The organism is Variovorax guangxiensis (genome assembly GCF_003952165.1).
GTDB classification, from domain to species: domain Bacteria; phylum Pseudomonadota; class Gammaproteobacteria; order Burkholderiales; family Burkholderiaceae_C; genus Variovorax; species Variovorax guangxiensis.
In genome coordinates this window covers 355003-375159 of record NZ_RXFT01000005.1, presented here as the reverse complement: position 1 = coordinate 375159, position 20157 = coordinate 355003, and the positions used below count along the sequence as shown (strand labels likewise).

Here is a 20157-nt window from a genome sequence, read left to right as displayed (position 1 = left end):
ACATGCAAACCGAACTCGCTCCCGAATTCAAAGGCACCGACGAAGGCCGCGAGGCCGAGGCCATTTTGCGCAAATGCGTGCACTGCGGCTTCTGCACCGCCACCTGCCCGACCTACCAGCTGCTCGGCGACGAGCTCGACGGCCCGCGCGGGCGCATCTACCTCATCAAGCAGGTGCTCGAAGGCAAGGCGCCCACGCGCAGCACGCAGCTGCACCTGGACCGCTGCCTGACCTGCCGCAACTGCGAGAGCACCTGCCCGAGCGGCGTGCAGTACGGCCACCTGGTCGACATCGGCCGAAAAATCGTCGACGAGAAGGTGCCGCGCCCCGCGATGGAATCGGCCCAGCGCTGGGTGCTGAAGGAAGGCCTGCCGTCGCCGCTCTTCGGCCCCGCGATGAAGCTGGGCCAGTCGGTGCGCGGCCTGCTGCCCGATGCGCTGAAGGCCAAGGTGCCTGAGAAGCAGGATGCCGGCGCTTGGCCCACCGCCACGCATGCGCGCAAGGTGCTGATGCTCGCGGGCTGCGTGCAGCCGTCGATGATGCCCAACATCAACAGCGCCACCGCGCGCGTGCTCGACGCGGCCGGTATCCAGGCCGTGATCGCGCCCGAGGCCGGCTGCTGCGGCGCGGTGAAGTTCCACCTGAACGACCAGGAGGGCGGCAAGGCGCAGATGCGCGCCAACATCGACGCGTGGTGGCCCTACGTGGGGCGCAACGAGGTCGAGGCCATCGTCATGAATGCATCCGGCTGCGGCGTCACCGTGCGCGAGTACGGCCACATCCTGCAGCACGACACGGCCTATGCGCTGAAGGCCGCGCGCATCAGCGAGCTCACGCGTGACCTCAGCGAGCTGCTGCCCGACCTCGTGCCCGCGCTCAAGGCCCGCGTGAAGGCGCCAGAGGGCGTGGTGGCATATCACCCGCCGTGCACGCTGCAGCATGGCCAGAAGCTGCGCGGCGGCGTCGAGACGCACCTGCGCGCGCTGGGCTTCGACATGCGCGTGGCGATGAACGAATCGCACCTGTGCTGCGGCTCGGCCGGCACGTACTCGGTGCTGCAGCCCGAGCTGGCCTATCCGCTGCGCGACCGCAAGCTGGGCCACCTGAAGCAGCTGCGCCCGGTGGTGATCGCCTCGGCCAACATCGGCTGCATCACGCACCTGCAAAGCGGCAGCGACGACACGCCGGTACGGCATTGGGTCGAACTGCTGGACGCTGCACTGCGGCAAAAGGCCTGAACGCAGGCGCCATCGGACAAGCAGGAGGGGGTTGGTCCGACTCGCGCGGCGCCGGTTCGGGGCGCATCATGGCCGCATCGAACCTGCAAGGAGCCAGTGCCATGCCTCGTGTTCTCGCACCTTCCATTCCTTACATTCCTTCCATTCCCGCCTCGCTGCGGGTCGTGCTGCTGGCCTGCGCCTGCGCGGCCGGCGCCACGGCCGCGCAGGCCCAGGGCGCCATGCCGCCCTGGCAGGGCGCGGGCCCGGCGCGCTACGTGTGCGGCGGCATCGGCTCCGACGAATCGACGGCCATGCGCGCCGCGATGAAGGAACATCCGCTCGCGCTGCTGTTCGCGCGCGCCGATGGCGCTTACCTGGCGAACGTCGACGTGACGATCAAGGGCGGCGACGCCGGCAATGCCGCCGCGCTGGCGTTCCGCGCGAGCGGCCCGGTCTGCCTGGTCGACGTGCCGAACGGACGCTACGTGATCGACGTCGCGGCGCCCGGCGGCGCCACCAAGAGCCAGGCCGTGACGGTGGGCGGCGGGCCGAAGACGGCCGATTTCAGGTTCTGAACAGGCCGGAGATCGAAGGCGCTCAGGCGGCGGCCAGCGCCGCCTCGACGTCGCGCTCGAGCGAAGCCGGCGTATCCAGCGGCGCGTAGCGCTTGAGCACCGTACCGTCGCGGCCGATGAGGAACTTCGTGAAGTTCCACTTGATGGCCGTGCTGCCCAGCAGGCCCGGCTTTTCCTTCGTGAGCCACTGGTAGAGCGGCGCGGCGTTGCTGCCGTTCACGTCGATCTTCTCCATCATCGGAAAGCTCACGCCGTAGTTCGTGGTGCAGAAGGCGCCGATCTCCTCGTTGGTGCCCGGGTCCTGCCCGCCGAACTGGTTCGAGGGAAAGCCCAGCACGGTGAGGCCCTTGCCGGCGTACTTCTCGTGCAGCGCCTCCAGCCCCGCGAACTGCGGCGTGAAGCCGCACTTGCTGGCGGTGTTGACGATCAGCAGCACCTTGCCCTTGAAGGTGGAGAGCTTGACCGGCTTGCCGTCGATCAGGTTGGCTTCGAAGTCGTAGACGCTGGTCATGCTGTGTCCTCGTCAGGAAGGAGAAGAAGAGGCGCGATCATCGCGCCGTGCGGGCGTTCGCGCAAACGCCGCCCAGACGGCGCCCAGCACGATCAGTGCGCCGCCCACGAGGATGCGCGGGTCCATCTGGGCCGCGCCCAGCGCCACCGAAGACACGCTTGCGAACAGCACCTCCGACAGCATGATCACCGAGGTCGCGGAGGCCGTGAGCCGTGCCGCGCCGTACTGCAGGCACACGTTGGCGAAGACGAAGGCCGTGCCCAGCAGCGCGGCCCAGCCGAGCCAGCCCGGCGAGGCGTGCAGCGGCGAATCGAACACGCCCAGCGCGGTACCGATCAGCGCCGCGACGCCGGCCACGAAGGTGCAGCCGCAGAACATCGCCAGCGCGCGCGATTCGCCCGGCGCCTCGCGCAGGTGGCGCAGCGCGATGTTGGTGACGGCGAAGCCGAAGCCCGCTGCCACGCCCAGCCAGTCGGGCAGGCTCGAAGGCACGGGCCAGTCGGTGCCGGGCGCCTTCAGCACCACCGCCACGCCGGTGAGCGCGAGCGCCACGCGCGCCAGCGCGCCGCCGGTGGGCCGCTCGCCGAGCAGCAGCCAGGCCAGCAGCACGCTCCACAGCGGCATCAGGTAGAACAGCAGCACAACGCGCACCACATCGCCCTGCGTCACAGCCCAGTTGAAGCCCACGTTGGTGAAGCCGGCCGCCAGGCCCAGCACCACCAGCATCGGAAAGGCCGCGAAGCCCTTCCACGCATGCCGGCGCAGCATGCCCATCAGCACGGCGATGGCTAGGTAGATCAGGCAGGTGGTCCACAGCGGATGCAGCCCGTGGCCCGCGATCTGGCGGAAGGGGAACCAGGAGACGCCCCAGACGAAGGCGTTCAGCAGCAAGGCGAGTGCGGGCATTGGGGCGCGAATTCTTCAAGGGACACCGAGGAACCGGCTTTGCCGGGCCTCCGGTGTCGCCCCCGGGCGAGGGGGGTGGCGTAGCGACACGAAGTGCGCGAAGCCTGGGGGAGTCAGTGGTGTTTGTCGCTACGGGCAATAGCCAGCAGGTGCTCCACTTCCTCGGGATATTTCTTGAGGTTGTTCTCGTGCCAGCGCTTGATGATCCACATGCAGCCGGCCACCACGAGGCCGAAGGCGCTGATGGCACCGTAGGCCGAGAGGCCGAGGCCCGTGCACACGCTGTAGAAGCCGCCCAGCAGAAGGATGCAGGCCTGCTCGTTGAAGTTCTGCACCGCGATGGAGCGGCCTGCGCCCATCAGGTTGTGGCCGCGGTGCTGCAGCAGCGCGTTCATCGGCACCACCAGGAAGCCGCCCAGGCCGCCGAGCAGGATGAGGAAGGGCACCGCCAGCCACACGTTGCCGATGAAGTTCATGCAGATCACCATCAGGCCCATCGCGATGCCCATGGGGATCACGCGAGTGGCCATGTCCAGGCGCATGCGCATCGAGGCGACGATGGCGCCCACGGCGGTGCCGATGGTCACCACGCCCGTCAGCGCCGAGGCCTGCGTGGTGTTGTAGCCCAGCGCGAGCGAGGCCCATGCCAGCACGATGTACTTGAGGTTGCCGCCCGCGCCCCAGAAGAGGGTGGTGGTGGCCAGCGAGATCTGGCCGAGGCGATCGCGCCACAGTCGCGCGTTGCAGTGCCAGAAGTCGGGCAGCAGCGCCGCGACATTGCGCAGCAGGCCTTGTTCGGGGTTGGCGCGCAGCGGGCGCATCTCGACGCCGGTATGCGGGATGCGCGTGTTGAACCAGGCCGCCAGCATGTAGACGAAGATCAGCACCGCGAGGGCTGCTTCGGCCGGCGTGTCGATGCCGGTGTCGATGAGCGGGAGGTCGAAGGCCAGCAGCTTGCTGGAGACCGCATGCCCCACCAGCGCGCCGCCGAGCACGATGCCCAGCAGGATCGACGCGATGGTCAGGCCTTCGATCCAGCCGTTGGCCTTGACCAGCTGCGACGCCGGCAGCAGCTCGGTGAGGATGCCGTACTTGGCCGGCGAATAGGCCGCAGCGCCCAGGCCGACGATCGAATAAGAAAGCAGCGGGTGCGAGCCGAAGAGCATCATCACGCAGCCCAGCACCTTGATGGCATTGCTGATGAACATCACCTTGCCCTTGGGCAGGGCGTCGGCGAAGGCGCCCACCAGCGGGGCGAGCACCACATAGAAGACGGCGAAGATGGGCACCAGCGCCGCGCGTTGCCATTCGGGCGCGCCCGAACTGCGCATGAGGTCGACCGCAACAACGAAAAGCGCTTGGTCGGCCAGCGACGAAAAGAACTGGGCCGACATGATCGTGTAGAAACCGCGCTTCATCGATGGGCTGGCTGGCCAGAGGAATAGGTCTGCTGGCGGTAGTGAAAAAGTGTCGCGTAGAGGGCGAATGGGCGGTTATAGCACGGGGGTGCGACGCGCAATCCCGCATCACCACCGTGTTCGACCCCATTCCCGAAGATGCTAAAACGTGGTCTGCATTGTCCCCGAGCTCCCACCGAGCCTTCTCCGGAAACCCTTCATGCCGCGCCCGATCCTCGCCACCGTCCACACCGAAGCCCTGCGCCACAACCTCGAGCGGGCGCGCCGCTCGGCCCTCGAAGCCCGCGTCTGGGCCGTCGTCAAGGCCAACGCCTACGGCCATGGCATCGAGCGGGTCTATGAGGGTTTGCGAGGCGCCGATGGCTTCGCGATGCTCGACCTGGCAGAGGCCGAGCGCGTGCGCGCCCTCGGCTGGCGCGGCCCGGTGCTGCTGCTGGAGGGCGTTTTCGAGGCCCGCGACCTGGAGCTGTGCTCGCGCCTCGATCTTTGGCACACCGTGCACTGCGACGAGCAGATCGACATGCTCGCCGCCCACAAGACCCTCAAGCCGCAACGCGTGTTCCTGAAGATGAACTCGGGCATGAACCGCCTGGGCTTCACCCCCGAGCGCTTCGGCTCCGCCTGGACCCGCCTCAACGCGCTCACCCAGGTCGACGAGATCTCGCTCATGACCCATTTCAGCGACGCCGACGGCGAACGCGGCATCGCCCACCAGTTGGAGGTCTTCGAGCGCGCCACCCGCGACCTGCCGGGCGAGCGCTCCATCGCCAACAGCGCGGCCACGCTGCGCCACGCCGACCTCACGCGGGGCGACTGGGTGCGCCCCGGCGTCATGCTGTACGGCGGCGCGCCCGACTTTCCCCAGCACGACGCGGCGCACTGGCAGCTGCAGTCCACCATGACGCTGTCGACCCAGCTCCTGTCGGTGCAGACGCTGCAGGCAGGAGACACCGTCGGCTATGGCTCCAACTTCACCGCCGAGGGCCCCATGACCATCGGCGTGGCGGCGGTCGGCTATGCCGACGGCTACCCGCGCCACTGCGGCACCGGCACGCCGGTGCTGGTGAACGGCGTGCGCACCCGCATGGTCGGGCGCGTGAGCATGGACATGATCACCGTCGACCTCACCGGCGTGCCCGACGCGAAGTTCGGCAGCGAGGTCACGCTGTGGGGCAGGTCGGCGAAGACCGGCGCCGTGCTGCCCATCGACGAGGTCGCCAGGGCCGGCGGCACCATCGGCTACGAGCTGATGTGCGCGGTGGCGCAGCGCGTGCCGTTCGCCGACATGGCGGACGCTGCCTGAACACCCTGAAGCCGTGAAGATCCTTTCCAACTGGCGCTCCGTGCGTCTTTGGGAAACGCAGGTCGAGCGCGAGCTCCACCGCAAGTACAGCCTGCGCACGCACGGCATCCTCATCGGCAGCTTCACGCTGCTGCTCATGTGGGGCGTGTCGGCGCTGCAGATGCACCTGCTGCACGTCGATTCGCTCGCGGTGCGCTACTTCCTCACGCTGGGCGTGGGGTACCTGGGCTACCTGCTGGTGCTGCGCTGGTGGGCGAAGCGGCTGGTCGAGGAACGCGGGCTCGATCTGAACGTCGATGCGCCCGACTTCGAGTTCGGCGGCGGACGAGGCGGCAGCGGCTCGCACGGCCACACGGGCATCGGCGAAGCCCCGGGCGACGGTGGCGGCGGCAGCGGCAGCGGCCTCTCGGACATCGCCAGCGGCGCGCTCGACGTGGCCGGCGGCGCCGACGAGGGCGCGGTCGTCGTCATCCCGGTGATCGCCATCTTCCTGATCTGCGCCGCCATCCTGTTCGGCGCGGGCTCGCTGGTGTTGCTGTATTTCAGCTGGGACGCGCTGCTGGCAGTGGCCATCGAAATTGCCTTCTCCTACGTCTCGGCCCGCGCCGCGGTGCGCATGGCGCGCGAGGGCTGGCTCATGGCCGCCGTGCGGCTCACCTGGAAGCCGCTGCTTGGCGCGGTGATCTGCGCGGTGGCGCTGGGCGCGCTGCTCGACCACTTCATGCCGCAGGTCAACTCCCTGCCCGAGGCGGTGCGCGTCCTGCTGAAGAAGCGCTGAGCGCGCCCATCAGGTGATCGACCAGCGCCCTGCACCTGGGCGCCATGGAGCGGTTGTTGGGCGGGTCGAGGACGTGTGTGCGTGCGCCCGGTCGTTGGCGCAGTACGAGGTCGTGCGGCTCGAAGGCGCTGAGCACAAGCTGCACGACCGGCTCCAGCTCCGTCCGCGGGACCATGAGCGTGTGCTCGATGCCGTGCTGTGGACGCTGGCCCCCGGGGGTTCGGAGACAATCCGCGCCGGGAGGAATTTCATTCACATGATCTCGAAGAAACAGGGAGCGCGCGCCGCATGGCGCGCATGCGGCATCGCGCTGGCGGTCGCCGCCATATCGGCGCATGCCGAATCCGATGCAGCGGCGGCGGACCCGCAGCGATCGCAAGCCACGGAGGCCGTCGCAGATGCGCCCATCGTGCCGGCCGCACCGATGGAACCGGCCGCACCCACACCGGCCGCCGCCGCCGCGTCGCCGGCACCCCAGACCCGCGTGCGCTTCGCCCGCGGCAACTACAAGCCCGGCATCGAACAGCTTCGGGTGGTCCGTCGCGAGAACACGATGAACAACGTCGCGGGGCAGGTGGCGCTGAACATCGCGCTGTCGGTCATCACGGGCGGCGTGAGCGTCGGTGCGCAGGGGTTCTCGAAGGACGACCTCGGCGGCGCCACGCTGGAGGCGCTCAAGGACGACCCGCTGGGCGTCAACCCCGCCATCGGCGAGCTGAGCGATGCGCTCAGCAAGGTCGCCACCGGCATCTACCGCAAGCGTGCCGAGGCCGCCTACGCCACGGCCCTGACCGACGGCTCCGCGCCCGAGGAGATCGAGGAGGCGCGCAAGGTGCAGGCGGTGGCGGACACGCCGCTGCTTCCGGGCGCCTGGCACCTGGTCTACGAGAACCTGACGGGCTCGGACGAGCTGTTCCGCCTGAAGTTCGGTGCCGAGCTCGGCCGCGCGGGCTTCATGCGTCCGCCGGCCTCGTGCTTCTATCAGTCGGAGCCGGTCGCGTGGAGTGAATGGCAGGCCGACAACTGGCAGCGGCTGCGTGAGGAGCGCGCCAAGGCCGTGACCCGCTGCACCGAGACGCTTTCGGCCACGCCCGAGAAGTTCTGGTAAACGCGTCCTAGGCCGCGCGGAACGCCGGCATGGCCGCGGGCCGCCGGTTCAGCCCCAGCGCCAGCAGCTCGTCGTCGGCGCACAGGATCGCGAAGGCCCGGTGCTTCTCGCCGAAGCTCATGACGGGCCCCGAGTGGTGCAGCGATCGGTGGTTGAAGGCCACCACGTCGCCCGGGTCGACCTCGTAGCCCACGATGTCGAAGGCGCCGCGGTTGGATTCGATGTCGGGCAGCTCGGGCGCGAGCGCTTCGTCGTCCGTGGGGCCGATCCAGCCGCTGCGGCGGTAACCCGTCTTCCACAGGTGCGAGCCGCGCACCACCTCCGGCGCGGTCTCGCGCGGCATGTGGTCCACGGGCATCCACAGGTGGACGATGCGGTGGCTGTCGGCCAGGCCGCAGGACATGTCCTGGTGCCAGGGTGTTGCGGTCGCGGCGCTCACGTCCTTGTCGAAGAGCAGCTGGTCGCAGATCCAGCGCAGCCGGCGGGTCACGGTGAGCTGGCCGGCGATCTCGCTGGCACCCGATTCGGACACCACGCGCTGCAGCAGGCCGTCGCGGCGCTGCTCGATGCCGTCACGCGCCAGCTCTATCCACCCGGGCGAGACGATCCCGCGCAGGCACACGACGCCGTCCCGCAGGAACCGGAGGCGCTCGTCGAAGCTCACGCCGCGAAGCAGTGGGTTGCTCATCAGGATCTCCTCGTCCGGCGCCGGCCCTTCGGGCATCAGGCGCGTTGCTCCCCTTTGTTCCCATCCACCCCGCTCGCCCGCACCAGGAAGAGCAGCCAGCCGACCATCAGCGCGGCCATGCAGGCGAAGCCCCAGGTCATGGCGTGGATGGTCTGGATGTAGGAGACGGGCCGTCCGGCAGCGAGCATCGCGGCGGCGAACACCACGGCGCCGACCACCGAGCACAGCAGCAGGGCGCCGGGTTTCGAAGCGGCCCTGAAGCCGGTGCGCAGGCACATGGTCAGGCCGAAGATCGCGGGCGCGTAGAAAAAGGGCGAGAAGTCCATGTCCCTGTAGTTCGCGCCGAAGGCCAGCACCACGAGGCGCGGCCCCAGCAGGCCCAGCGCCACGCCCACGGCCTCGGCGACCAGGAAACCGAGCAGCACGAAGCCGGTGAAGTCGCGAAAGGACTTCTTCCTCTGCGCTGCGTCCGCCGACTTCCAGCTGGCCGCCAGCTGCGGCAGCAGGTAGTAGCCCAGCGCCGACAGCACGTACTGCATCGGCAGCAGGAAGGTGATGTAGATCTTGAGCAGGCCGCCCTGCTCGGCATCGGCCGAGGAGCCCAGCAGCAGGATGGCGCCGCCGGTCATGATCCAGCTCATGAACTGCGAGAGGCTGGCCTTCCAGCCGTAGGCCATCGATTCGCGCGCCGTCAGGCCCCGGTCGTCCTTCGCGGCCGGCAGCGGAAGAACCGTGTGGCGCGTGTTCGCGAGCACCAGATAGAGAAAGGGGAGCTGCAGCACGGAAACCAGCAGCAGGGCTTCCTTCCAGCTCGCGGGCCGTTCGGCGTTCAGTACGACGACATAGCCGATCGCGATCAGCGCGCCCGAAACGCAGAGCACGCCATAGCGCCGCCCCGCGAGCAGCAGGCTGCGCGAGATCCAGAAGATCTCGTAGCCCACGATCAGCGCCACGCCCACCCACTGCAGCTGCCCCGGGAACGCGGCGATCTGCCACGCGAGGAAGCCCAGCAGCGAGAACAGCACAACCAGCGCCCACGTCAGCCACGCCGTGGAGCGGTCGGCGTAGTAGCGCCGGATGAGCAGGGGCTCGTGCACCATGGCCATGTGCAGGATGTACTGGAAGCTGATCACCGCGAGGAACGCGGAGGCCACGCCGAAGTCGGCGGGCGAGAGCACGCGCGCCAGCGCGAAGCTGAGCAGCAGCTGGCTGGCGCTGTAGATGCACTGGTCGGCAACGGCATAGATGGGACCGCCGAGGCGTTTCCTGAGTCCTGACAGTCGCTGCTTCATCCACCTAGCCCGAGATGGAAAGCAGGACCGGGCTGGAGGTCGCCTTCACGGTGAAGCCCTCGCCCGAACGGCTGCCGCAGCTGCCTTCGCGCATCTGCGGGAAGAAGTCGACGCGGGTGCACTTCGCGCCGACGCCCGCGGGCACCGACACGCTCTGCTCCGCACCCTGCGTCCAGACCACGTGCAGCATCGATTCGCCACGGCGCAGCACCAGCCGGCTCGCGCTGCGCGCGTCGTCGTAGGACACCTTCTGCGAGTGCCGCGCGATCTTCAGGAACTCGGTGAGCGCCGAGTAGGCCTCCTTCTTCTCGCCGGCCTTCGACTTGATGCCGAAGTTGTCTTCCTTCGAGAAGTACGACTGGCCGCGGTCGCGCCACGAATAGAGGTTCAGCAGCTTGATGCCGGCCGCGGCGTTGATCAGGTACTCCCTGAAGATCAGCGACGCCTGCGCGCCCTGGTTGCGCACGGGCATGTACGAGGCGTAGCCCCATTCGGAGGCGACGATGCCGGTCTTGTTCAGCTGGCGGCGGTCGAGCTGGGCGCGCAGCTTCTGGTAGTCGGCCAGCGCGGTCTCGGGCACGGAGCGGTAGGGGTGGATGGAGATGTCCGTCAGGCAGTCGCTGCGCGCGGCCGAGACGAAGGCATCTTCCAGCTCCGAAGGCACCTTCCCCGCACTGCCGCCGACGAAGGGCAGCTTCGCGAAGCCGAAGCCGACGATGATGTCCGGGCGGATCTGCTGCTGCGCGAGCTTCTCGCACAGCGCCGACGAGGCGGCGCCGAAGTCCGGCACCAGGGCGGGCTGAAGGAAGGTCTTGTTGTCGGGCTCGTTCCACACTTCCCAGACCGCGACGTCGGCCGAGTGCACCTTGATGAACCCGGCCGCGAAGTCGGCGAAGCGGCTCTCCTTGCTGGCGGTGTCGCTGCCCCCGCCGCTGCGCATGTCGCCGGGCTCGTGGCCCCAGATCTCCTTGCCGCCGAAGAGCGTCACGATGGCGTTGAGCTTCGCCTTGCGCACACGCTGGATCAGCTTCGGATAGTCGGTCATCGCGGGGTTCACGCTCTTGATCGGCGGACGCACGCCGAAGCGCACGAACTCGAAGCCGGCGGCGCGGATCTCGTGCAGGTCCTCGTCGGTGATGGTCGCGGGGTCGATCTGCACGCTCAGCGAAACCGGGTATTCGGAGCTCAGGGTGCCGATGCCTCGCGCGTGGGCCGGGCCGATCGACGCTGCGGCGAAGAGCAGGGCGCCCAGCAGGCTGGTGATGGTCTTCTTCATGGCAGTACCGACTCCTTGTACAGATCGACGATGGCGGTGTTCATGCGCTGCGAAGTGAACTTCTCCTCGAAGATCCTTCGCCCGGTCCGGCCCATCTGGCGCAGGGTCTCGACGGGCATGCGGTCGATCTCGCGCAGCATCTGGTCGATGTGCTCCAGCTCGAAGAGCCGGCCGCTGCGATCGTTCTCGACGATGTCCACGAGGCCGCCGACGGCGGACGCGAAGACGGCCTTGCTCCTGGCCATGGCCTCGACCGCGACGAGGCCGAAGCCCTCCCAGCGCGAGGGCACGACGATGGCGTCGCAGGACTGGTAGACCGCGTCCAGCGCGTCCTTCTCGAGCCAGCCCTTGAACTCGACCCGCTCGGGCTGCGCGAGCTGCAGGTCCTTGCGCACCGCGTCGCCGACCACGATCAGCCTGAAGTCGGGCCGCACGCGGGCGTAGGCGTCGAGCAGCAGGTCGATGCCCTTCTGGCGGTCGAGCCGGCCGACGAACAGGATGGTCCGCGGCGCGGGCTTGCCGGCGTCCGCGGGCGGCGGCGGCTCGAGAGCGGGGGCTGGCGCCGGGTTCACGGAATCGATGCCGTTGGGAATGCAGGTGCAGCGCCGGATGCCCGATTCGGCCGCGATCCGCACCTCGTGGCGGCTGATGCAGATGATGGCGTCGCTGCGCGAGGACAGCAGCCGCTCGATCCAGCGGTAGGCCGACTTCTTGTAGCTCGACGCCGCCTGGTCGAAGGCCCAGCCGTGCGAGCAGTAGACGATCTTCACCTCGCGCGGAATCTGGCCCAGCAGCGCCATCGATCGCACGATGCCGCCGGCGATCGAGCTGTGCAGGTGCAGCACCGAGGGCCGCTCCGACTCGATGATCTTCTTCACCCGCTTCGCATAGCCCACCAGCGAGAGCGGGCTGCGCGCGGTGGGCACCACGTGCGCGCTCTCGGGGCTCAGCCAGTCGACCTGCCCGGGCAGGATGAACTTCACCTGGCTGATCTCCGGCGAGTTGCGCTGGAAGTTCGAGACGATCCGGAGATAGGTCTCCAGCCCGCCCTTGAGCGTTTCCGCGACGTGCAGGACTTTCATGGCTTCTTCGCTCCTGGCTGGCTCAGATCATTGCGTGGGTGCCGGCGATGACTTCGGCCTGGAGCTCGTCCAGCCGGCGCGGATCGTTGCGTTCCCGAAGCAGGTTCAGGACGGATGCCTTCAGCTCGTCGTGGCGCGGCGAGAGGCCGAACAGGAACTCGGTGCGGTTCGTGAGCCGGAAGAAGGATTCGACCTTCTTGTCCCAGTTCATGCCGATGGACGGGATGCTCAGGCTGTAGGCGACGATGTTCGCGTGCAGCCGGTGCGCCGCGATGCAGGAGCAGGCACTGATCAGCGTGACCAGGTCGTCGGGGCGCTTCGGCACGGCGAAGGAGAAGTCGTCCGCGGCGGCGGTGCGCTCGGAGATCTCGGCGAGCACCCGGTTGTCTTCCGCCGCGCCGTTCGTGAAGTACAGCACCCGCGCGCCCTCGGCCCGCAATGCCTGCGCGAGGCCCGAGAAGAATTCGGCCGAACCGCCGGCTCGCTTGCCCCCGTATTCGGAATTCATCACCAGCGCGTCGAGGCTGCTGACGCAGATGCCCACGTCCCACTTCTTCTCGGGGGAGAGTTCTTCCGAGAAGGCGCTCGCGCAGACCAGCGCCGGATCGGGCACCACGTTGATGCGGCTGCGCGGAATGCGGAAGAAGGCGTGCAGGTTGTTTGCCGAATCCACGTCGCGCGTCGCGTAGAAGACCGGCGCGGCGTTCTGGAGGAACTTGCCGACGAGCCACTGTCCCCAGTAAGACCATTTGCCGGTGACGCCGACCGACACCACGGCCACCCTCTTTCCGCGCAGCAGCCGGCCCAGGAAGAAGAGTTTCGACGGGAAATTCAGCGCCACGTCGCAGAAGAGCTGCCCGCCGCCGATCAGCACCAGGTCGGCATCGGCCACCGCCGCCTGCCATTGCCTGCGCCAGCTCAGCAGGTAGTTCTTCAGGCAGTAGGCGAAAACGATTGCCGAACGCAGCAGCGAAGGCAGCTTCTGGAAAACGCCGAAGGCGCCGCCGCCGCGCAGGTTGGATTCGTCGAAGGCCACGCGCCCGGCGATGTCGAGGAACTCGACCTTCGCGTCGGGATACTTCATGGCCGCGATATGGGCCAGCGAGGCCGCGATGACCCCGTCGCCGAGGTTGTCGCTGAACGGCACCGCGCAGATCAGGATCTTTTTCATCTTTGAATACCCGGAATAAGCCTTTTATTTCCCGCGACCTTGATGGCGATCAGATAGAGCATCACGGAGGTCAGATGCCGGGTGAAACTGCCGAGGTCCGGTTCGAAAATCAATTGAACGAGGATGTGCGCGACGAAAAGACTTCCGAAGAAGCGTGGCTCGAATTGCGTCGGATCGCGCTTCGACCATCGCCGCGCCTTGTAGAGGATGACCAGCATCGCCGCGATCATCAATTGCATGAATGCGTCGCTGGGTGTCTGGAAATAGAGAACGGGCGTGATCAGCACCGTCGCGGCGTACACGTAATTCACCAGAAAGCCCGGGCCGGTGGCGGGCGAGGCGATATTGGTGAAGGCCGTGCGGTTGTCGCTGCCGATCTGCTCCGCATAGGCATTGGAGGTGTCGCGCGGCGACTGCAGCGTCTGCAGGATATTGGAGGGGGCCGCCATGATCGCGCCGGCAGCCAGGATTGCCGCCAGCAAATGGTATTTGAGCGGCCGCCGCCAGAGGTAATGCACGGCGAAGAATGCGCCGACGATCAGCAAATAATAATTCCGGACAAAAACTCCATAAATTGCGTAAAGACCGATAAATGCGCCGACGGTGAGAAATTTGGACGTGCGGGAATAGATTGTCGTCACCGTGATGCACATGGTCATGATGAGCACCACCGTCTCCTTCGACGGTGCGAACATGTTCAGCATGATGCAAGGCGCGATCAGCAGCAGCCTGGAGAAGAAATCGCCGGCCCGGCGGATATTGCGTGTCGCGAAGAAAAGAAATATCGCGCTGCTGATGCAGGTGAAAACGTCGAGATTGTCCGACCCGATGATGCTGAAAAGCGCGGCCGTGACGGCGAACGAATTGTCCATTTCGTCCGTTCCGCCGTAATTCAGGATCTCGAGGATCTTCGCCGAGTCCACGCTCCATTTCTCGGGGAGCATTTCCCGGAAATACGCATAGATGATCACGTAGACGAACACGATCAGCACCCCGGCAACGGAGTACTGGTTGAAGCGGCGCGTGCCCCTTCTTCCTGTCGTTGTCGTCGCGGGTGCCCGTGCCGGCGCCGCCGGAGCGGGAATGGCGTGGCTCATCGGCATGTGGATTCCGATCCGATCAATTCCAAAGCGAAAGAAGTTCTGTCCGGCCCTGTGGCGTGGACTTCATGAAAGGCGTACTCCGGCCGGCGCGGCCGGAGCCGGTCACCCGGGACCGGCGGTGGAATTCACCGCGACCCGTGACCGGCGGCAACCACCCAGATGGTTCTGAAGAAGATGTCCACGTCCTTCCCGACGGAAAGGGTTTCGACATACCTCACGTCGAGCGCGACGCGCGCGTTGTAGGTCAGCTGGTTGCGCCCGCTGACCTGCCAGAGGCCGGTGATGCCGGGCCGCACGGCGCAATAGTGCGACCAGCTGTGGCCGTAGAGCTCCTTTTGCTCCAGCATGCAGGGGCGAGGGCCGATCAGGCTCATGTCGCCCACCAGCACGTTCCAGAATTGCGGCAATTCGTCGAGGCTGGTCTTGCGGATGAATTTGCCGAAACGGGTGATGCGCGGATCGTCGTCCAGTTTCTGGTATTCGTCCCATTGGCGGCGCGCCTCGGGATTGTTCTTCAGGTGCTCTTCCAGCACCTGCGCCGAATTGGCGATCATCGAGCGGAATTTGTAGAAGCGGAATACGCGTCCGTTCTTTCCGTACCGCGGCTGGTAATAGAGCACTGGTGCTCCCGAACTCGCGAAGACGCACAGTCCGAGCAATACGAAAAGCCAGCCGAATGCGATGAAGAAAAAAAGAGCGGCGCCGATGTCCACCGATCTTTTCGCGACCTTCAGCAATGGGGAATGGTTGATTCCGGATTGCGATCCGCCGCGGGACATTTCGGCACCTGCGTCGGCAAGGTCCCAGCCCTGCGGTACGAGCGATTCTTCGGGATGGAGATTTCCCATGGGATTTTTCCATCCGGGTTTGAAGCGCGACAAGATTTCCCGTCGAAATGCTTTCATTTTTGACGCACCTTTCCTCATGCGGGCAATTGCCCGCAGATCCTCGGTTATGGCCCTGTGTTTTTGGCCGACACTACCCGCACAAATGCCTCTTTAGCGTCTGCGATGCAGAAACTATTGCGCGGCCAAATGACTCGATGAAGGCAGTGCCAATGAATTAAAGATCATTTGTAGTGCCTTTTTATGCTGAATACTATTTGAGTATTTAATCGATGCGGGAGGTTGGAGGCCCACCGCATGATTTTGAATTTAACTCCAATTCAGGCGGTCTAAGTGGAATCCCTGTTGGTATTGTATGTGTATTGCAACTGCTTGTAAGCGCCATATTTGTAACCCCCGCTTCCAGCGTGGCGGCGACTTAAATCAATAGCATTCAGAATTACGCCATTTACCGTTCTGCCCGCATGGGCGAGCCTTCTGACGGTTTCATTCAATTCGCCGAGCTGGGTTTTCTCGGCGCGCGCCACCAGCAGCAGGGTGCTCGCCAGCGGCGCCACCGAGGCGGTGTCGGCGGCCACCAGCACCGGGGCGGTGTCGATGACGACCAGGTCGTACAGCGGCGAGAGCTGTTCCAGCACCTGAACGAAGGACTCGCTGGTGAGCAGCTCCGCCGGATTCGGCGGCAGCACCCCCGTCGTCATGATGTCCAGGTTGGGCAGCACGCCAGGGCGGATGGCCTGCTTGAAGTCCAGCGTGCCGGCGATCAGCTCCGACAGGCCGGATGAGCGCGGGATCGAGAAGAACTGGCTGACCCGGCCCTTGCGCAGGTCGGCGTCGATCAGCAGCACCCGCTTGCCGGTGGCCGCGGTGATCGCCGCGAAGTTGACCGAGACGAAGGTCTTGCCAACGCCGGGTGTCGCGCCCGAGATGAGCAGCCGGTTGTTGGTCGCCTCCAGCATCGCGAACTGCAGCGCGGTGCGCAGGCTGCGCAGGCTTTCCACCGCCGGGTCTTCCGGCTGCAGGTGCGCCAGCACGTGCCTGCCGGCCACCTTGTTCTCGATGTTCCTGTCGATGGTGCGCTGCGCGGCGCTCAGCGGAACGCTGCTGTAGACGTTGAGGCCGGTATGGCTCTCGATCTCGGCCGGATTGCGGATGCCGCCGAAGAAGGAACTCCGCGCGACCGCCGCGCCGAAGCCGGCGGCCAGCCCGAGGATCGCCGCCAGCGCGATCACCAGCGGCCGCTTCGGCCACACCGGCTCTTCCGGAACGATGGCCTCGTCGAGCAGGCGCACGTTGCCGACCTTGCCTTCCTTGGCCAGCCGCATCTGCAGCGAGCTGTTGAGCAGCGACACGTAGAGGTCGGTGTTGACCTTGATGTCGCGCTGCATGCGCACCGTGTTCTGCTGCAGCTCGGGCATCTTGCGGATGCGCGCGTCGACGGTGGCGAGCGCGCTCTTCCATGCGGCGACCTGCGCGTCGAGCGTCTGCACGTTGGGGTGCTCGTTCGTGAAGCGCGACGTGAGCTCGCGCCGCTTCTGCTCGGCCTCCAGCAGCTTGGACTGCAGGTCGACCGTCTGCGTCAGCGCGTTCTTCGCCTCGTCGTCGAGGCTGACGGTGCCGTTCTGGTTGCGGTAGCGGTTGTAGATGTCTTCCGACTGCTCCAGCTGCTTCTTGAACTGCGGCAGCGCACCGTCGAGGAAGCCCAGCGTCTTCTCGGCCTCGGCGGCCTTGCGCTCCATGTTCTGGCGCACGTAGAGCCGGCCGATCTCGTTGAGCAGCTGCGTGAGCTTCTCGGGGTCGGGGTTCTTCCAGCTCACGTCGAGCACGCCCGACTGCTTGCCCTTCTCGACCACCTTGAGCGCGTCCTGCAGCGCCAGCAGCGTGAGCTGGCTGGACGAGCGCACGAGCACGAACTGCGCGCCGGGCCTGGCCTCGATGCTGGTGACCATCAGGCTCAGGCTGCCGTTGGGAACGCCCGGCACCTTGGCCTCGAGCAGCGTGCCGATGCGGCCCTTCATCGGCGTATCGATGTCGGGGTTGCTCAGCTCGTACTGGCCGTCGGTGCCCAGGGTCAGCGTGAACGGCTTGTCCTCGAAGTCGGCGGGCACGTCGAACCTGGGCACGAGGATCTTCTCGGTGCCCGTCACGTAGCCGGACAGGCCCATGAAGCCGGGGTCGGACAGCTCGGTGGCGCGGCGTGCGAGCCAGCTCCCCACGAAGGGCGCGTAGCGCGGCCGCGCGCTGATGTAGAGCTTGGTGTTCTCCACCGCCTTGCCGAGGATGGCGCGCGAGCGCAGGATTTCGATTTCGCCCGCGGCCGGCGTCTTCACGCTCAGCAGGGAGGAGGCTGCGTCGCCCAGGAAGCTTCCGGCCGAGTTGCCGGTGTCTTCCACCTGCACGGCGACGTTGCCTTCGTAGACCGGCTTGCCGAGAAAGGCGTACGCCGTGCCCAGCAGCACGGCGACGAGCGCGATGGCCGCGACCAGCCAGCGGTTGTCGATCAGGATGTCCAGGTACTCGGCCAGGTTGATGCCATCGCCATCCTCTTCCATGGCTTGCAGCGGCAGCGCGGCTTGCTGGGGTGCGTTCATGTCGGTTGCTGCTCGGGTTTCGTGATTTTCAGAATGCGGTCGATCCACGCGCGCGCGCCGGCATCGATCAGCGCCAGGGCGTGCTCGAACGCGGCCTCGTCCTTCCCGTACGGGTCGGGCACGTCGTGCCCCTCGAACTCGGCGATGCGGAACACCTTGCCGCGCACGAAGGGGTAGGTCGACTCGAGGTAGCGGCGCTGGTCGCGGTCCATCACCAGGATCAGGTCGGCCTGCCGGCACAGCAGCTGGCTCACCTGCTGCGCGACGTGGCCCGAGATGTCGACGCCGCGCTCATGCATGAGCTTGCGCGCGGTGGCGTCCGCCGGCCGGCCGACGAGCGCGCCGGTGCCCGCGGAGAACACGCGCAGCCCCGGCAGTCCTGCTGCGAGCAGGCCTTCGGCCATGGGGCTTCGGCAGATGTTGCCGATGCAGACGGTCAGCACGGATCTCATCGGTGGTTCATGTAGACCTGGTCGGTGTTGTAGAGCGCCTGCGTCGCCGGCAGGATCAGGCTGGCCACGCGGTTCCAGGTGACCAGCGGCACGGAGTCGATGTAGACCACGTCGCGCGGCTGCAGCGGAAAGCGGTCGGCCAGCGCGAGCGCGGCTGGGTTCTTCGCGTTGAGATGGAAGATGGCCGGCGTGCTCCTGGCACTGCCGGCGTCATTGCTGCCGCCGCCGGTGTTGCGCACGACGTAGATCTGCCCCGTGTTGGCGGTGCCCAGGTTCGCGCCGCCGGCTTCGCCCAGCGCCTCGCTGAGGCTGAGCCTGCCGTTGTGCATGGTCAGCGCGGAAGGCTTGAGCACTTCGCCCGTCACGAACACCTTGCTCTCGTCGCGGTTGCGCACCTGCACCACGTCGCCGCTGTGCAAGGGGATGCGGCTGGCGCCGACGCCGATGTCCTGCAGCTTCGGCAGGTCGATGAGCGTGGTCTTGTCGCCGCGCGTGAGCGTGATGAACGAGCGGTCGCCGGCGGCCGTGATGCCGCCCGCGCGGTTGAGTGCCTCGGCCAGCGTCATCGGCACGTCGGTGAAGATCTGCAGCCCCGGCGAGTTCACCTCGCCTTCGACGAAGGCGCGGCGGCTCCTGAAGGACTGGATGCGCACCGTCACCTGCGGGTCCTTGATGTACCTGGCGATCTGCCTGGCGATGAGGTCGGAGGCCTCGATCTCGGTCAGGCCCTGCATCTTCACGCGCCCGATGTACGGGAAGCTGATCTGCCCCGAGGCGTCGACGATGAAGCCGGGCGCCACGCTGATGCCGGTGGGATCCACCTGCTGGGAGATCACCGCACCGGCGTGGGGCAGCAGCTCCGGATGGTCGTAGACGACGACGCCCACCACGTCGCCGGGCCCGATCGTGTAGACCGGCGCCTCGCCGAACAGCGCCTTCACGTCCGGCGGCACCGCCGTCGGCCGCGCGTCGGCCATCGCCCGGATGAGGCCAGGCGAGATCGGCACCAGCCCCCCTTCGGCCGGCATGCCGTCGGCCGACAGGGCCGGCGCCGGACTCTGGTCGGGCTCGTAGGCCACCACCGAGCCGAAGCCCGGCGCGCAGCCCTGAAGCGCCAACGCCCCGGCGAGGGCGGCACTCCAACCCGTCAGGTACAGGTAGCGTGACAAATGGAACTCCATTGCGAACTTGGTTATTTCAATAACTGCGATTGCCCATGCAAAGCCCGAGCCTGATTTGCGTCGATTGCGCCGGTTAATTCTTTTTATTGAGGAAGAGTTAATCCGGGCATCGGCGATTTATCGGCGAGCCAGCGAGAGCGCGAATTGTCGCTGCCTTCGCAAGGCGACTTTTTGGTGGAGTAGACGCAAATGACGTGTCTATTCGTGCGTCGACCACGCCATGCACAGGGTTATGCGCAGGCGAGTTGCCCGCAGCCCTGTTTTCACTGGGGAAAGGGGGTGCGGAATGCCTGTTTTTCAGGCACTCTGGAAAGCCGAAACTTGCGACCTATTTATTACCCTGGACAGCCGGGAGATTGTGGTTTTCGCTCCACAAAGTCAGGTTCCATAGGGTTTTTGATATTGCGTTCAATTTTGTAAAGAAATGTGTCCCGGTAGGAGATGGCTGACAAGCCGTGGGGCGGTAGCATCAATGTGCCTGCCGGAGGCAACAAACTACTTCGAAACGGCGTCGCGGCCGTACATAACTCGGAGGCAGGCGCGGAAGTACGTTTTTCTGATTAATCCTGAAATCGGGCGCCCTGCGCCGGGGCTGCAGGCACCAAGTGCGTGCAATGCCGTTCCATCGGGCCCGGAATGATTTCAGGCTAATTGGGC

At 66.5% G+C, this 20157-nt stretch carries 18 protein-coding genes; 5 read left to right on the top strand and 13 right to left on the bottom strand.

Annotation, left to right across the window (positions count from 1 at the left end; translation table 11 throughout):
• Positions 1-2: 2 nt before the first annotated feature.
• The gene (gene glcF / locus EJP67_RS14805) at positions 3-1238 is read left to right on the top strand and encodes a glycolate oxidase subunit GlcF (RefSeq protein WP_126022463.1); all 1236 of its coding nucleotides are present in this window, start codon (positions 3-5) and stop codon (positions 1236-1238) included.
• Positions 1239-1339: 101 nt separating this feature from the next.
• Positions 1340-1795: a carboxypeptidase-like regulatory domain-containing protein gene (locus EJP67_RS14800; RefSeq protein ID WP_126022462.1), complete on the top strand. Its 456-nt coding sequence runs from the start codon at positions 1340-1342 to the stop codon at positions 1793-1795.
• A gap of 22 nt (positions 1796-1817) precedes the next feature.
• Here the strand turns inward: EJP67_RS14800 and EJP67_RS14795 are convergent, their stop codons facing one another.
• The 3 genes from EJP67_RS14795 to lplT form a co-directional block, all read right to left on the bottom strand.
• Positions 1818-2306, bottom strand: coding sequence for a glutathione peroxidase (locus tag EJP67_RS14795; protein WP_126022461.1), 489 nt, complete (start codon positions 2304-2306; stop codon positions 1818-1820).
• 12 nt (positions 2307-2318) lie between these two features.
• Positions 2319-3212, bottom strand: a complete 894-nt coding sequence (locus EJP67_RS14790; protein ID WP_126022460.1) for a DMT family transporter — start codon at positions 3210-3212, stop codon at positions 2319-2321.
• 113 nt (positions 3213-3325) lie between these two features.
• Positions 3326-4630 carry a lysophospholipid transporter LplT gene (gene lplT / locus EJP67_RS14785; RefSeq protein WP_126022459.1) on the bottom strand — a complete coding sequence of 435 codons (1305 nt, stop codon included), beginning with the start codon at positions 4628-4630 and terminating at the stop codon, positions 3326-3328.
• Positions 4631-4829: 199 nt separating this feature from the next.
• On the opposite strand from lplT, the gene alr reads away from it, so the two are divergent.
• From alr to EJP67_RS14765, 3 genes are all read left to right on the top strand, one after another.
• A complete protein-coding gene (gene alr / locus EJP67_RS14780) occupies positions 4830-5933 on the top strand; it encodes an alanine racemase (protein ID WP_126022458.1) in 1104 nt (367 codons plus the stop codon).
• A gap of 13 nt (positions 5934-5946) precedes the next feature.
• Positions 5947-6711, top strand: coding sequence for a hypothetical protein (locus EJP67_RS14775; RefSeq protein ID WP_126022457.1), 765 nt, complete (start codon positions 5947-5949; stop codon positions 6709-6711).
• Between the two features lie 256 nt (positions 6712-6967).
• Positions 6968-7819: a hypothetical protein gene (locus EJP67_RS14765; RefSeq protein ID WP_206169499.1), complete on the top strand. Its 852-nt coding sequence runs from the start codon at positions 6968-6970 to the stop codon at positions 7817-7819.
• Positions 7820-7826: 7 nt separating this feature from the next.
• Here EJP67_RS14765 and EJP67_RS14760 read toward each other — a convergent pair whose 3' ends face one another.
• From EJP67_RS14760 to EJP67_RS14715, 10 genes are all read right to left on the bottom strand, one after another.
• On the bottom strand, positions 7827-8507 hold the full coding sequence (locus EJP67_RS14760; protein ID WP_126022456.1) for a phytanoyl-CoA dioxygenase family protein: 681 nt from the start codon (positions 8505-8507) through the stop codon (positions 7827-7829).
• 35 nt (positions 8508-8542) lie between these two features.
• Positions 8543-9799 (bottom strand): lipopolysaccharide biosynthesis protein, encoded by a 1257-nt coding sequence (locus tag EJP67_RS14755; protein WP_126022455.1) that lies wholly within the window; start codon positions 9797-9799, stop codon positions 8543-8545.
• Between the two features lie 4 nt (positions 9800-9803).
• Positions 9804-11075 (bottom strand): glycoside hydrolase 5 family protein, encoded by a 1272-nt coding sequence (locus tag EJP67_RS14750; RefSeq protein ID WP_126022454.1) that lies wholly within the window; start codon positions 11073-11075, stop codon positions 9804-9806.
• Positions 11072-12157: a glycosyltransferase gene (locus tag EJP67_RS14745; protein WP_126022453.1), complete on the bottom strand. Its 1086-nt coding sequence runs from the start codon at positions 12155-12157 to the stop codon at positions 11072-11074. Before EJP67_RS14745 ends, EJP67_RS14750 begins: the two co-directional genes overlap by 4 nt.
• Positions 12158-12179: 22 nt before the next feature.
• Positions 12180-13328 (bottom strand): polysaccharide pyruvyl transferase family protein, encoded by a 1149-nt coding sequence (locus tag EJP67_RS14740; RefSeq protein ID WP_126022452.1) that lies wholly within the window; start codon positions 13326-13328, stop codon positions 12180-12182.
• A complete protein-coding gene (locus EJP67_RS14735; protein WP_240650659.1) occupies positions 13325-14425 on the bottom strand; it encodes a hypothetical protein in 1101 nt (366 codons plus the stop codon). The genes EJP67_RS14740 and EJP67_RS14735 overlap by 4 nt, the downstream gene beginning before the upstream one ends.
• A gap of 131 nt (positions 14426-14556) precedes the next feature.
• On the bottom strand, positions 14557-15336 hold the full coding sequence (locus EJP67_RS14730) for a sugar transferase (RefSeq protein WP_276312254.1): 780 nt from the start codon (positions 15334-15336) through the stop codon (positions 14557-14559).
• 269 nt (positions 15337-15605) lie between these two features.
• Entirely contained in the window at positions 15606-17867 is a 2262-nt protein-coding gene (locus EJP67_RS14725) for a polysaccharide biosynthesis tyrosine autokinase (protein WP_126022451.1), read from the bottom strand.
• Positions 17864-18319 carry a low molecular weight protein-tyrosine-phosphatase gene (locus tag EJP67_RS14720; protein ID WP_126022450.1) on the bottom strand — a complete coding sequence of 152 codons (456 nt, stop codon included), beginning with the start codon at positions 18317-18319 and terminating at the stop codon, positions 17864-17866. The genes EJP67_RS14725 and EJP67_RS14720 overlap by 4 nt, the downstream gene beginning before the upstream one ends.
• Positions 18316-19500 carry a polysaccharide biosynthesis/export family protein gene (locus tag EJP67_RS14715; RefSeq protein ID WP_126022449.1) on the bottom strand — a complete coding sequence of 395 codons (1185 nt, stop codon included), beginning with the start codon at positions 19498-19500 and terminating at the stop codon, positions 18316-18318. Before EJP67_RS14715 ends, EJP67_RS14720 begins: the two co-directional genes overlap by 4 nt.
• Positions 19501-20157 lie beyond the last annotated feature (657 nt).

What these genes read in the sequence shown, in the direction of transcription:
- glcF (WP_126022463.1), top strand. Translation starts at nt 3, where the DNA reads ATGCAAACCGAACTCGCTCCCGAATTCAAAGGCACCGACGAAGGCCGC.
- EJP67_RS14800 (WP_126022462.1), top strand. Translation starts at nt 1,340, where the DNA reads ATGCCTCGTGTTCTCGCACCTTCCATTCCTTACATTCCTTCCATTCCC.
- EJP67_RS14795 (WP_126022461.1), bottom strand. Translation starts at nt 2,306, where the DNA reads ATGACCAGCGTCTACGACTTCGAAGCCAACCTGATCGACGGCAAGCCG.
- EJP67_RS14790 (WP_126022460.1), bottom strand. Translation starts at nt 3,212, where the DNA reads ATGCCCGCACTCGCCTTGCTGCTGAACGCCTTCGTCTGGGGCGTCTCC.
- lplT (WP_126022459.1), bottom strand. Translation starts at nt 4,630, where the DNA reads ATGAAGCGCGGTTTCTACACGATCATGTCGGCCCAGTTCTTTTCGTCG.
- alr (WP_126022458.1), top strand. Translation starts at nt 4,830, where the DNA reads ATGCCGCGCCCGATCCTCGCCACCGTCCACACCGAAGCCCTGCGCCAC.
- EJP67_RS14765 (WP_206169499.1), top strand. Translation starts at nt 6,968, where the DNA reads ATGATCTCGAAGAAACAGGGAGCGCGCGCCGCATGGCGCGCATGCGGC.
- EJP67_RS14760 (WP_126022456.1), bottom strand. Translation starts at nt 8,507, where the DNA reads ATGAGCAACCCACTGCTTCGCGGCGTGAGCTTCGACGAGCGCCTCCGG.
- EJP67_RS14755 (WP_126022455.1), bottom strand. Translation starts at nt 9,799, where the DNA reads ATGAAGCAGCGACTGTCAGGACTCAGGAAACGCCTCGGCGGTCCCATC.
- EJP67_RS14750 (WP_126022454.1), bottom strand. Translation starts at nt 11,075, where the DNA reads ATGAAGAAGACCATCACCAGCCTGCTGGGCGCCCTGCTCTTCGCCGCA.
- EJP67_RS14745 (WP_126022453.1), bottom strand. Translation starts at nt 12,157, where the DNA reads ATGAAAGTCCTGCACGTCGCGGAAACGCTCAAGGGCGGGCTGGAGACC.
- EJP67_RS14740 (WP_126022452.1), bottom strand. Translation starts at nt 13,328, where the DNA reads ATGAAAAAGATCCTGATCTGCGCGGTGCCGTTCAGCGACAACCTCGGC.
- EJP67_RS14735 (WP_240650659.1), bottom strand. Translation starts at nt 14,425, where the DNA reads ATGAGCCACGCCATTCCCGCTCCGGCGGCGCCGGCACGGGCACCCGCG.
- EJP67_RS14730 (WP_276312254.1), bottom strand. Translation starts at nt 15,336, where the DNA reads ATGAAAGCATTTCGACGGGAAATCTTGTCGCGCTTCAAACCCGGATGG.
- EJP67_RS14725 (WP_126022451.1), bottom strand. Translation starts at nt 17,867, where the DNA reads ATGAACGCACCCCAGCAAGCCGCGCTGCCGCTGCAAGCCATGGAAGAG.
- EJP67_RS14720 (WP_126022450.1), bottom strand. Translation starts at nt 18,319, where the DNA reads ATGAGATCCGTGCTGACCGTCTGCATCGGCAACATCTGCCGAAGCCCC.
- EJP67_RS14715 (WP_126022449.1), bottom strand. Translation starts at nt 19,500, where the DNA reads ATGGAGTTCCATTTGTCACGCTACCTGTACCTGACGGGTTGGAGTGCC.